General features: G+C 63.7%; 12 protein-coding genes. 2 read left to right on the top strand and 10 right to left on the bottom strand.

From position 1 onward, the window contains the following. Positions 1–180: 180 nt before the first annotated feature. Positions 181–1,326, top strand: coding sequence for a thiolase family protein (locus tag ACZY1I_RS31180; protein ID WP_463761432.1), 1,146 nt, complete (start codon positions 181–183; stop codon positions 1,324–1,326). Here ACZY1I_RS31180 and ACZY1I_RS31175 read toward each other — a convergent pair. From ACZY1I_RS31175 to ACZY1I_RS31135, 9 genes are all read right to left on the bottom strand, one after another. Then, positions 1,281–2,087, bottom strand: coding sequence for a YoaK family protein (locus ACZY1I_RS31175; RefSeq protein ID WP_463761431.1), 807 nt, complete (start codon positions 2,085–2,087; stop codon positions 1,281–1,283). The genes ACZY1I_RS31180 and ACZY1I_RS31175 overlap by 46 nt on opposite strands. A gap of 210 nt (positions 2,088–2,297) precedes the next feature. Next, the gene (locus ACZY1I_RS31170; protein ID WP_463761532.1) at positions 2,298–2,492 is read right to left on the bottom strand and encodes a hypothetical protein; all 195 of its coding nucleotides are present in this window, start codon (positions 2,490–2,492) and stop codon (positions 2,298–2,300) included. Positions 2,493–2,564: 72 nt separating this feature from the next. Beyond that, complete coding sequence (locus tag ACZY1I_RS31165) at positions 2,565–3,128, bottom strand: hypothetical protein (protein ID WP_463761430.1); 564 nt, start codon at positions 3,126–3,128, stop codon at positions 2,565–2,567. Positions 3,129–3,290: 162 nt separating this feature from the next. Beyond that, positions 3,291–4,484 carry an acyl-CoA dehydrogenase family protein gene (locus ACZY1I_RS31160; RefSeq protein ID WP_463761429.1) on the bottom strand — a complete coding sequence of 398 codons (1,194 nt, stop codon included), beginning with the start codon at positions 4,482–4,484 and terminating at the stop codon, positions 3,291–3,293. Between the two features lie 4 nt (positions 4,485–4,488). Further along, positions 4,489–5,526 carry an acyl-CoA dehydrogenase family protein gene (locus ACZY1I_RS31155; RefSeq protein ID WP_463761427.1) on the bottom strand — a complete coding sequence of 346 codons (1,038 nt, stop codon included), beginning with the start codon at positions 5,524–5,526 and terminating at the stop codon, positions 4,489–4,491. After that, complete coding sequence (locus tag ACZY1I_RS31150) at positions 5,513–6,349, bottom strand: amidohydrolase family protein (protein WP_463761426.1); 837 nt, start codon at positions 6,347–6,349, stop codon at positions 5,513–5,515. The genes ACZY1I_RS31155 and ACZY1I_RS31150 overlap by 14 nt, the downstream gene beginning before the upstream one ends. Next, positions 6,349–7,977, bottom strand: a complete 1,629-nt coding sequence (locus tag ACZY1I_RS31145) for an acyl-CoA synthetase (RefSeq protein ID WP_463761424.1) — start codon at positions 7,975–7,977, stop codon at positions 6,349–6,351. Before ACZY1I_RS31145 ends, ACZY1I_RS31150 begins: the two co-directional genes overlap by 1 nt. Positions 7,978–7,985: 8 nt before the next feature. Beyond that, on the bottom strand, positions 7,986–9,197 hold the full coding sequence (locus ACZY1I_RS31140; RefSeq protein ID WP_463761423.1) for an amidohydrolase family protein: 1,212 nt from the start codon (positions 9,195–9,197) through the stop codon (positions 7,986–7,988). After that, positions 9,194–10,051 carry an enoyl-CoA hydratase gene (locus tag ACZY1I_RS31135; RefSeq protein WP_463761421.1) on the bottom strand — a complete coding sequence of 286 codons (858 nt, stop codon included), beginning with the start codon at positions 10,049–10,051 and terminating at the stop codon, positions 9,194–9,196. The genes ACZY1I_RS31140 and ACZY1I_RS31135 overlap by 4 nt, the downstream gene beginning before the upstream one ends. 515 nt (positions 10,052–10,566) lie before the next feature. On the opposite strand from ACZY1I_RS31135, the gene ACZY1I_RS31130 reads away from it, so the two are divergent. Further along, positions 10,567–11,781: a CaiB/BaiF CoA transferase family protein gene (locus ACZY1I_RS31130; RefSeq protein ID WP_463761531.1), complete on the top strand. Its 1,215-nt coding sequence runs from the start codon at positions 10,567–10,569 to the stop codon at positions 11,779–11,781. Between the two features lie 6 nt (positions 11,782–11,787). Here the strand turns inward: ACZY1I_RS31130 and ACZY1I_RS31125 are convergent, their stop codons facing one another. Next, the gene (locus ACZY1I_RS31125; RefSeq protein ID WP_463761420.1) at positions 11,788–12,081 is read right to left on the bottom strand and encodes a hypothetical protein; all 294 of its coding nucleotides are present in this window, start codon (positions 12,079–12,081) and stop codon (positions 11,788–11,790) included. Between the last annotated feature and the right edge of the window lie 203 nt (positions 12,082–12,284).

The raw sequence follows: 12,284 nt of genomic DNA, 5'->3' as shown, positions 1-12,284 counted from the left end.
GCAACTCATCGCGCCGATCCCCGACCGCATTATCGACCGGCAACTCATACAACTTGCCCACGGGGCGCAACCCCTCCCTGATTCGGACTCGAGCTCCAGTGACGCCCATCCGGCACGATCAACGGTAATGGTTACAGTATTATAGACAGGTATTTCGGGCTGAACAGCGGGAGGCGCATCATGAATGACGTGGCCATCATCGGCGTGGGCCTCCATCCATTCGGCCGATTCGAAGGCAAATCCGCGATGCAGATGGGCGTGGACGCGATCTTCGCCGCGGTGGCCGACGCTGGCGTGCAGTGGGCCGACATCCAGGCCGCCACCGGCGGCAGTTGGACGGTGGCCAACCCGGACGCGATCGTGGGCATGGTCGGGCTATCCGGACTACCGTTCACCAACGTCTTCAACGCGTGCGCTACCGCAGCCAGTGCGGTAAAGGCCTGCGCCGATGGAATTCGGCTGGGAGACTACGACATCGGAATCGCGATCGGACTCGACAAGCATCCCCGCGGCGCGTTCACCGAGGACCCCGCGCTGGTCGGGATGCCGCGCTGGTACGCCGAGAACGGCCAGTACCTGACCACCCAGTTCTTCGGCATGAAGGCCAACCGCTACCTGTATGACCACGGCATATCCCAGCGAACGCTGGCCAAGGTCGCGGCCAAGAACTTCCGCAATGGCGCGCTGAATCCAAATGCCTTTCGGCGCAAGCCGATACCGGAGGACGACATCCTCAACTCAGCGATGCTCAACTATCCGCTGACCCAGTACATGTTCTGCGCTCCCGACGAGGGTGCTGCCGCAGCGGTGATGTGCCGGGCCGATATCGCGCACCGCTACACCGACAAGCCGGTCTACTTGAAGGCGGTGGAGGTGCGTACCCGTAAGTACGGCGCCTACGAGGTGAACACCACCTTCGCGGCGGTAGAGGAGGATGTCGCGCCCACTGTCTATGCGGCCCGCGCCGCGTTCGAGAAAGCGGGTATCGGCCCAGACGATGTCGATGTCATTCAGTTGCAAGACACCGACGCCGGCGCGGAGATCATCCACATGGCCGAATGCGGGTTCTGCGCCGACGGAGACCAGGAAAAGCTGTTGGCCGACGGCGCTACCGAGATCGGCGGCGCGATGCCGGTCAACACCGACGGTGGCCTGATCGCCAATGGCGAGCCGATCGGCGCGTCGGGTCTGCGCCAAATCCATGAGATCGTGCGGCAATTGCGCGGCCAAGCCGGTGACCGGCAGGTGCCGGGTTCGCCCAAGGTGGGTTTCACTCAGCTTTATGGGGCGCCGGGCACTGCGGCCGCGACCGTGTTGACCAGCTGAGGATCCGTCGCCGCAGCGGGCGGTAGATCGTGCCTGCCGCGGTGTTGCAGTAGGTAGGCACCACCCACCATTACGCAGATCGCCGCCGCAATGAGCAGCGCAAATCCACCGAACTGGGCGCCGGCGAGAATTCCCACCACAGCGCCGGTGAGGAACAGCAATAGCGTCACCGTGAGGATCGCGGCCTTCCACCTGTCGATGCCGTGCTTGCAGATTCGGCCGAGCATGAGACCCAGGTCGGTGACAGTGCCCGTAAAATGGGTGGTGCGGACCGTCATCCCGCGGAAGCTCGAGGTCAGCCCATTCTGCAAACCGAGCGCCGCCGCGGCTAACAACGCTTGCACCGCGGTGTCTTCGATCCCCCAACTCGCGATTTGCTGGTCGAATGTGTCCGTTTCCACTCCGAGCGCGGCCAGCGACAGCAGTATCGCCTGGAGCATCAGCACCGCGGCATGGCGCACCCCCAGTGGGGCTCGCGTTGATGCGAGCAACGCACCGGCCGCAGCCGCTCCGATCAGGAACCCGAACAAGATGGCAACCAGCACTTGGCTTTCGTATCGCCACGGATCGGCAGCGTCCATGCCGAGTTGGGTGGTTATGCCCGTGAGGTTGCCGACCGGTACGGCCAAGATCAGCAGTGCGACCGCGTTCACCAATCCCGCGTTGAACGCCAGTGCCGCGCAGTAACCGAGCATGCGCCCCTGGGGACTCAGGGAACGGAAGCCGCGCAGCTGAACTTCGGGGACAACATCGGTGGGCATTCGCGTACCTCCGGCTTATCGGCCTTGGCTGGAGGCTCACCGGGTCGGCAGGCGAGCCACAACCAATGCTGGCCAAGCCGCCTTGCAGAATTCTTGCGCGAATCTTGGATCGCTGACGAGCTGCGTAAACTATCCGACGCTCGCAATGAGCGCCGGATAGTTGGCTCGCAATTTTGTCGCGGTTGCGACATTGCCTGAGCAGCGCGAGATCTACTTCTCAAGCCTCTTTTGTTCGCTGCGTGCTTCGGCACCACTCTGCTCGACCTCCGCATCGAAGTCAGAGCCGGTGCGGCCCACATACGATCCGTCGTCACCGTCTTTGCCGGCCCGGGAACTTGCCACATGAGAGTCGGGGGCCACGTCGGACTCGGCTTTCACGCCGTCGGGGGTTACTTTGTCTTTCAATTCTCCAAAGACGTGCTTGATCTTGTCGGTATACGTCACGTCGCGCCTCCATTCCGACACCGTGTGTTGGGCCTAGTCGCGTACCCGATGCGCCAACGTTTTACCGACTCCGGCAAGAATCTGCCCGGGTCGTTGCTGTTCTCCCTGTTGAGCTCCGAGAACCACCAGGGCACCGGTGAGCAACGGCAGCGCCCACTGCAGGTAACGCAGCTGCTGCTGCGCAGCCGCGACATCGTCGGGGGTCGACGCCGACGGCTCGGTCGCACCTTCCGTGGCATGCCCGTCACCCTGGCTTGTTTTTGCGCCCAGAACGCCGCTGTATGCGGTGGCACCCAGTGCGGCACCCGTAAGCACGATCTTCGCCACGGTGTTGCTGGTGACGCCGGACTGGTTTTTTGCACGATGCCGGTTGGCGTACAAAACGCCGCCGCCCCCGATTAGATGCGCACCGATGGCAACTGCGCTGACGGGCGCCCACTTGCCCCACCCGACCGCGGCAACACGGGCCCGATCCTTGGAGTCGCGGACGGCAGCGGCAGCCCCGTTGACACCGACGGCTCCCATTAACGAGCCGCCGAACCAGCCCGCCGCTCCGAGGTCGTGAAGTGATCGCACAACGGTATTACGTGATGACATGAAAATTCCCTAACTGAGAACGCGTTCGGGCGCCTATCGGCCGATCCCGACTGAGAAAATGGAATAGCCGCGCTACTTGGTCGAACGCCTGCTATGAGGCTTGAGTACACCGCATCGGCCGAGCTGAAACCCCTGCGATGCAACGAGATCTACGTGGCGCGTTCAGGAGGCAGTTTTCGCCGGCGGTGCATACGCCGGCTTGCCCAGCCCCAGTACGTGCTGGGCGATCATGTTGCGGAAGACCTCTAGCGTCCCGCCATAAATCCCGGCGAGCGGGGCGAATCGATAGAGATATTCCGAAGTCCCGTTGTCGGCGGCGCCGTCAGTCTCGATCGGCAACACCGAGGCGGGCCCGGCGATGTCCATCAGGTCGGGTCCGATGTCACGCATGGTCTGCGCTTGCGCCACCCGACCGAAGATGCTCGGGCTCGACAACGCCGCCTCTAAGCGAGCGGCACTGCGGCCCAACCGATATGCCACCGCGCCGTCGTCGATTGGGCGCACCCCGTTCGGATCGGGTTGTGCCACCCGCGCCGCCACCGCATCTACCGCGGCCGACATGAACCCGGTCTGATGCTGCATGATCGCGACGTCCTGCAACCCGTCCGGGGCCGCGGAGACGGCGCCGTGCTCGGCGTCCAGCGGTCCCCGCAGTACGGTCCAGCCGCCGTTGACCTCGCCGAGCAGATACTTGTCGTCGACCCGCACGTCGCTGTAGTACACGATGTTGGTGCGGTCACCGTCCACAGTCCGCAGGCCCTGGATCTCGATTCCCGGCAGATCCAGCGGAACCAGAAACATGGTCAGGCTCTTGTGTTTCCGCGCATCGGGATCGGTGTTGGTGATGAGAAAGACGTACTGGCAATTGTGTGCGCCGGTGGTGAACATCTTCGAGCCGTTGATCACCCATTGGTCACCGTCGCGGACCGCGCGGGTCTTGCAGGTCGCGATGTCTGACCCGCCTTCGGGTTCGGTGTAGCCCAGGCACATCCGTACTTCTCCGGTGAAGACCTTGGGCATCACGTCTTCGACGAGTTCCGGCTTGCCGAACGCGGCGACGGCCCGCGCCACCATCGCCGTCGTGCCCCAGGTAACCCACGGCGTATGCGCGCGGCGCTTCTCCAGCTCCCAGATGCGACGACGGACCCGGGTGAAGCCTCCGTCGGCGCCGGGCGTCCACTCCTTATGCAGAAATCCCTTGGCGCCAATCGCCAGGTGTACGCCCTCGTCGAAGTTGTCGCCGGTGTCGCGATCGCGCCGACGCACCTCGTCGGTGACGTGCTCAGCAAGGAATGCACGGACCTCGGCCAGAAATTCCTGGTCGTCGGCCTCGAGTTCGACGAGCGTGAAATCCATTGTGCTATGCGCTTTCCCGTTCGGCGACCAGGCGGCCCACGTGCCTGGCCGTGATGCCCGGATCACCTCCGGCCAGCGCCCAGCCCCGTGCCCGGACGAGATAGGCCGTCGCCGCCGCCTCGACGGACACACCGAGACCACCCTGGATATGCACCGCCATGGTCGCCGCTTTCGGCGCCTCTTCGGCCATGAACACGAATGCGCAGCCGGGTAGTTCCGGTCGCTCATCGGGCTCGTTGTCGACGAACCACGCGGCACGCCGGGCAAGGTTGCGACCCCCCTGAACCGCGATCGCCATGTTGGCCAACGGATGCGAAATAGCCTGCAGTGTGGCAATCGGAACACCGAGTGTGTATCGGGATTTGGCGAATTCGGCCGCAATAGTCATGGTCTGCTCGACGAGTCCGGTCAACGCCGAGGCGGTCAGCACCCGCCATTCGTCGACTGCACGACGGTAAGCCGCGACGGCCTCCGGGCCAGAGCCCAACACCGTCCGCGATTCGGCCGCATCGGGATCCACCCAGGCCATCGGCAACTGTCCGAGGTTGGGGATCCGCGCCGGATTGGTGGCGAACGTCAGCAACACCACCTCGTCGCCGTCCAGCAGAACGAGGCCGTCGGCGATCGCCGCGGTGGGGATAAGTCGCTGTCCGCTAACAGGTTCCGGTGCAATCTCCAGTCCGATGATGCGACTGCCATCGATCATCCCTGCCTCGACGGCACCCAGCCGTTCAGCCAGTCGCACCGCACAGACATGGTCGATCCACGGCACCGGAGCCAGCGTCCGACCGAGTTCTTCGGCGACCAGTGTCAGGTCGACCAGCGTCGCCCCATCGCCTCCGGACTGCTCCCCCACCGCCATCGAGGTTGCACCGGTGGCGCACAACCGTTCCCATAGGCTCTTGTCGAACCCCGTCTCCTGTGCGGCCCATACCATCTCGATCGAGCAGTGGGTCTCGAGCAGCTGGCGGTACGCGGCCTGCAGAGCTTTGTGGTCCTCGGTCAGGCTGTAGTCGACTCGGCGCAGCTCATAACGATCCATCATCACTCCCGAAAAAGAACTCGTTGGCATTGTTGTAGAGGTAGTTGTCCAGGACATCTGCCGGCAGGTCGAGTGCGTTGGCCTCGGGTACCACGCGATGCTGGCGCAGCACCGGCCAGTCCGAAGCGAAGATCACCTTCTTGGGCCCGCGGGTGCGCATATAGTGAATCAGGCTCTCCGGCAAACGTTTCGGCGACCAAGCCGACGTCATCAAGCGCAGGTTGCGGTACTTGATCAGCATCCGGATCGCGATGTCCCACCAGGGATCTGCGCCGTGAATCATGCACAGCTTCAATTCCGGGAATCGCACGCACACCCGGTCCAGGTGAATCGGGTTCTGCACCTCACCGGGAATCGGCGGCCCGGGAAGGCCGGTGTTGACGCACAGTGGCAGCTCGATCTCGGCGCACTTGGCGTATAGCGGGTAGTACACGGCGTCGCTGGGCGGGTACATGCCGTCAGCCCAAAAGCTCGGGCCGACCGCGGTGTAGGCCACCGGTAGATCTGCGACGGTCGCGGCCAATTCCCGCAGCGCCGCCACCGGGCGCAGCAGGTTGACGCCACCCACAGCCAGCGCGAATCGATCCGGCCGCGCCTCGACGAACTTGCGTGCCGTGACAGAAGGCTTGACCAGATTGTCCATCAGGATCGCCTTCTGAACCCCGTGCTCGTCCATCTCGTCGAGCAGTTCGGAGAGGTCGACCGCGTCGAACATCGACTTGGGGCCCTTGAAGTAATCGTCGCGGACTCGCTTCATGAACTCGGGTTGCGCCTCGGTCTCCCCGAAGTGCACGTTGACCAGACAGTCGATGGCTCGTCGCATTACTCGGTTGTCCTTGCGCTACTTAGCGTTTCAGCTTCCCTCTTGGCCCAGCGATAGTCGGCCTTGCCGTTACCCAACCGACGCACCCGATCTACCACGATAAACGCCTTGGGCACCTTGAACCTGGCCAACTCGGCCGCGCAGTGCACCCGCAAGGCTTCGGTGTCTGGTTCGGCACCGTCGCGCGGTTCGATGAGCGCCACGACTTCCTGTCCCCATCGCTCGCTGTCCCGGCCAACCACCAGGGCATCGCGGATTGCCGGGTGTGCGCGCAACACCTCTTCGACCTCTTCGACGAACACCTTCTCCCCACCGGTGTTGACTACCAACGAATCCCGGCCGAACAGCCGCAGCGTACCGTCGGCATCCACCGCGGCCCGGTCGCCGGATATGACCACCCGCAGCCCGTCCACCACCGGGAACGTCTTGGCGGTGGCAGCCTCATCCTCGAAGTAGCCCAACGGAATACGTCCCGTCCGGGCCACCCAGCCGACCTCGGATTCGCCCGGGTCGAGGAACCTGCTGTAATCCTCCGACAGCACCAGGCCACCGGCCCGAAAGGTGAAGGTTTCGGACTGCGTGCCCTGCCGGCTGTGCCCGAACCCCATGTTGCCCGTCTCCGAGGATCCGTAGCCGTTGATCACCGTGATGTGGGGCAGGTGCTTCAGCAGCGCCTGCTGGTGTTTGACGTTGGTGGCCGCTCCACCGGTGCCGATCGCGAACAATGCCGACAGGTCGTACTTGCGCCTACCGAGTTCGTCCGCCAGTGGCGCCGCATAAGCGTCGCCCACCATCGTCATCAGGCCGACCTTCTCACGTTCGGCGATCTCGAGCACCGCCGGCGGGTCGAATTTCTGCTGGGTGTTGTACAGCACCGCCGTCTGTCCGGACAGAATGGCGGAGAACGCGGTCCACATGCCCGCGGCGTGCATCAGCGGTGACACGGCATACCAGGGCGCACCGGCATGTTGCACACGCAGGTGGATCTCCTCGACGCTGCTGTGGTCGTCGCCGTTCATCGACGCCACATACATGTCGGCTTGGCGCCACAGCACGCCTTTGGGCCGCCCGGTCGTGCCACCCGTGCAGATCATTATCAAGTCATCGGGCGACGGGGTGTTGGCGTGATCGGATTCGCCTTGCGCCAGAGCATCTTCGAGCGTGACAGCACCCGGGAGCTCGGGAAGGTCGCTGCCGTCGTCGACCGAGATCAAGCAATCGGCGCCTTCACAGGGCAGGATGTCGGCGAATTTTGCGCCCAGAGAACGGTGGTAGACGACGGCGCGCGGCTTGACGTAGGCCAGCAAGTCGGCCACTTCCCGCGGCGTGTAGTAGTGGTTGACGTTGACCGGCACCACCCGCGCCTTGAGGCAGGCGATGACCATGTCGGGATACAGGTCGTTGTACATGATCAGCGCCACACGATCCTGGCCGCACTCCCAGTTGCCGAGCGTACGCCGTTCGTCGTGTGCCCCGAAACCCTTGTCCGCCAGATAGTTAGCCAGTCGGCGGGTGCGGTCCGCGGACTCGGCGAAAGTGCTGCGGCGGGTACCGCAGATCGTCATCACCCGGTCAGGCACGGCGTCGGCGACCGCATCCAGGACCGCTCCGATCGTCCACTGGCTCATCGGTCGTACTAGGCCGACGCGGTGACGTTTGCACCGAGCAGCTCAAGTGCGTTGTCCCGCATGACTTTCCGGGTGTCTTCGGCACTGAACTCGGGGAATTGCGGAATGTCGGCGGTGAAAGACATCGGATCGGCGAGACCCTCGCCGTGCGGCCAGTCCGAGCCGAACAGGATCTTGTCCACGCCGATTGTCGCGGCAAGCACCTTGACGTCGTCCTCGTAGTAGGGCGCGATCCAGACGTGGTTCCGCAGCTGTTCGACCGGGTCCTCTTTGAAGTGGTAGGGCGCGGTATTGGCGGCCTTCTTGAGCCGCTTGATCAACCGGTAGACGAAATACGAACCGTTCTCGATGCTGGCGACCTTCAACTTCGGGTGACGGGTGAAGACCTGATGCACGATCATCGATGCCATCGTGTCGTGGATCGCCCTGTCGTCGAGGAGGACCTGGTCTAGCGGATCCTTCTTACCGAATCCCTGGAAGGTGTCCGTGCCACCCCACAGCGCGTTGATAGCCAGGTAGCCGCTGTCGCTGAGGTGAAACCCAACGGGCACACCGGCTTCGGCAAGTCGCGCCCAGACCGGATCGTGCAACGGGTCACCCAGCGAGCGCGGCTTGACCTTGCCGGGCACCGGGGCCGGACGAACCAACACCATCTTGGCGCCCCTGCCGAGCACGAACTCGACTTCCTCGACCGCCCTGTCCGGGTCGGCCAACGAGATGATCGGCGCCGCGATGATCCGGTGGTCGGGCCGGTCGAAACCCCAGTCGTCGTCAAGCCATTCGTTGAAGGCGTGCACCGAGACCATCGTGGCGTCGATGTCGTGTTTAAGGGCCTCCTCGACGCCGCAGGCGAAGGTCGGCAACATGAACACCGTCTCCAGATTTTGAGTGTCCATGACCTTCACCCGGGCTTCCCGATTCTGATACTCGGGATGGTTCTCCATCCGGTCGACCTTCATCAGCGAGGCCGGATCGACGCCCTCGGGAATCTCGCCGCGGAACAGCAGATCCAGGCAGCCCGGTTCGATGATCGGGTCGAAGGTGGGGTTCGGGATGAACTGATTGATCCGCTCGCCGATCACCGCCCAGGTGCGCCTGCCGTCACGCAGCATCTGCACGCCGCGGCGCTTGAACTCCTTTGGCAGGTAACGAGTGAACGAATCGATCGGCTCGTAGTAGTGGTTGTCGACGTCAATCGCCCGGTAGCCCAGCGTCGTCATCGTGGACCTCCTCTCAGCGGTGGAAACTTTGGTGGACGCTTCTCGAAGAACGCAGTGATGCCTTCGATGAAATCGGATCGCGTCATGGATTCGTGCATCAGCTCTTCGGCCCTACTGCTCGTCTCGACGATCGGGAGTCCGGCATCGGCGTACAGCTGCCGCTTCATCACGGCCAGCGAACTCGGCGCGCAGTTCCGCGCGATGTCCTCGGCGTACGCCAGCGTGTGGTCCAACAGCTCGTCGCCGGGCAGCACCTGCTTCACCAGACCAAGGTCGAATGCCTCCTCGGCGAGGAAGGTGCGACCGGAGAGCAGCAGGTCAGCGGCGGCGCCCCAGCCGGCCAGGCGGGGCAGGATCCAGGAGATGCCATATTCGGCGACGAGTCCCCGTCGGGCGAATGACGTGGTGAACTTTGCTCCGGCGGCCGCGAAGCGGATGTCGGCCATCAATGCCAGCGACAGCCCGATGCCCGCGATCGACCCGTTGATCGCGGCGATAACCGGCTTGCGCAGCTGCGTCAAGAAGTACGGATGCTTCTCCGCCACCAGCGAAGTCACGTCGGTCTCGCTGGCGGACTCAACCGTCGTCGACGAGATCGTGCCGAGGTCGCCCATGTCCGCACCCACACAGAATGCACGGCCACTGCCGGTGATCACGATGACCCGCACGTGACTATCGGCCTCGGCTGCCTCCAGCCGACGGAAGAACGTCGACGTCAGCGCCCCGCCCCAGGCGTTCCTGCGGTCCGGGCGGTTGAGGGTTATCAGCGCTACCCCGGCCTCAGAGACTCGATAGAGCACTGGCTCGCTCGATGCGGTGGGCCGCTCGGCGACCGCACTGCCGTCGGTGCTCATCGAACCCTGTCCCCTCGTCGTGTGACAGCCTTGGGCGGCAACCGCCTCAGCGGGGCCGTGTAGTACATACTGTATACCTATCGGTACTGCTTTCTGCAATGCGGACCGCGCGCATCGCGACTGGGTCGAGCGGCCCGCCAAACTGACTGTTGGGGAAGGCTTTCCATCAATGACGACCGGCCCGAGGGCCTGCGATGCCGCGGTGCGCGCCCTGCGGCCAGCCGGCGTCTGTGAGCCGACGCGCCCCGACGCCTCGGAGACCGCCCGGACGTTTCTCTACTGTAGTAATTACAGTAGGCTCACTTAGGTGACCAGCCGGGTTCACAACGCCACCATCGAGGCCGCCGTCGCGCAGGCCGTTGACCTGCGCGATCCTTACCGGTGTTTCGCGCGGAAGCGCCGGGAGTGCCCGAAGCATTCCGGCCCGAGTGCGAGCACTCGGCGGTGCACCCGTTCGGTTCGCTAACCGCTATCCCGGTGACATTCGACGCAAAGGCGATGTGATGATCAGAGTCATGGAGGGCATTCGGGTCCTCGAGGTTGCACAGTTCACGTTCGTACCTGCCGCGGGTGCGATCCTCGCCGACTGGGGCGCGGATGTCATTAAGGTCGAGCACCCGGTGCGCGGCGACACCCAGCGGGGTTTCCTCAATATGGGCGGCATACAGGTCAATCCGGACAGGCATCCATTGATGGAACATCCGAACCGGGGCAAGCGCAGCGTCGGAATCGACGTCTCCACACCCGGCGGTCAGGAAGTGATCTATGAACTGGCCAAATCCTCCGATGTGTTCCTCACCAATTACATGCCGGCGCAGCGGCAGAAGAATAAGTTCGACGTCGAGCACATTCGCGCCGCCAATCCCAACATCGTCTACGCCCGCGGTTCGGCCTACGGCGACAAGGGCCCCGAACGCAATACTGGCGGCTATGACGGCACCGCGTTCTGGACACGCAGTGGCGTGGGCTACGCGTTCACCCCAGAAGAACTGGGTGGTGCACTGGGACAAGGAATTCCGGCGTTCGGCGACTCCATCGGCGGCATGTTCATCGCCGGCGGCATCTCGGCCGCACTGCTGCATCGCGAACGCACCGGCGAAGCGCTTGAGCTCGATGTGTCGTTGCTGAGCACCGCCTGGTGGGCGGCGGGCGCAAGCGTCACACAGGGCATGGAAACGGGCGAGGTTATGCGCACGCCGATGCCAGGCTCCCTGGCTCCGTCAGTGAATCCGTTCATGGGTAACTACGCAACGTCCGACGGTGGCACCATCAACCTGTGCATCATCAGCCCGACCGGGCTGATCCGCGACACCTTCGAGCACCTAGGTATCCCCGAGGCGGCCGACGACCCCCGTTTCGCCGAGGTGCTGCCGCTGATCCAGAACGCCAACGCCGCAAGTGAATTGATCACGAAAGCTTTCGCCGGCAAGCCATTTGAGTATTGGCGTCAACACCTCAAGACGCTCAAGGGGCAGTGGGCACCGTTCCAGAGCCTCATCGACTTGACCAGCGACGAACAGGCGATTGCCAACGACATGATCGCCGAGGTCGAGGTGGTCAGCGGCGGGGCACCGTTCAAGGTGGTGCGCGGACCGGTTCAGTTCAATCACGAACCACTGGAGACGACGCGAGCGCCGCAGGCCTCCGAGCACACCGAACTCGTTCTCATGGAACTCGGCATGGACTGGGACCGCATCGCCGAACTCAAAGATTCGGGCGCGATCGCTTAGCGCGTCTCACGGCGCGTGGCAGGGAATCGGGTTGTTCGCGCACCAGTTTGGGTCGACCGGGGGTCGTTCGTACCCGGGCGGAAAGAAGGTGCCGAGCACCTGCACTCCACCGCCCGGGAGAAATTCGTAGTTGTGGCAGAGCGTCATGTCCCAGGTGACACCGGGATCCGGCAAAGGCTGGCCTGGGCACCATGACGGGAGTCCGGCGTTTGCGACGCCCGCGGAAAGCTCCACTGCCACCAATCCCATTGTGCTCGTGGTCAATACGGCAGCTGCCAGGGCGGCGATTCGTCGGTTCACGTTGGTGTCCCTCTGTTGGTCGGTGACCACAGCGTGCACTGAACCTCTTGGACAATTTTTGCTTCTGCGCAGGTCCGAGAGTTGTCAGCCTGCCATGGCATAATCGAACATATGTTCGAAGAATTATTTCCCGCGGATCGGAAGGCGCGGATTCGTGCGGCGGCGCGGTTAGAGAATCAGGCCACCGCGGCGCAGTTGGTGAT

This window comes from Mycobacterium sp. IDUB_37, assembly GCF_055419245.1.
Note: the sequence above shows the minus strand (reverse complement) of the source record. Positions and strands in the feature narration are given on the sequence as shown.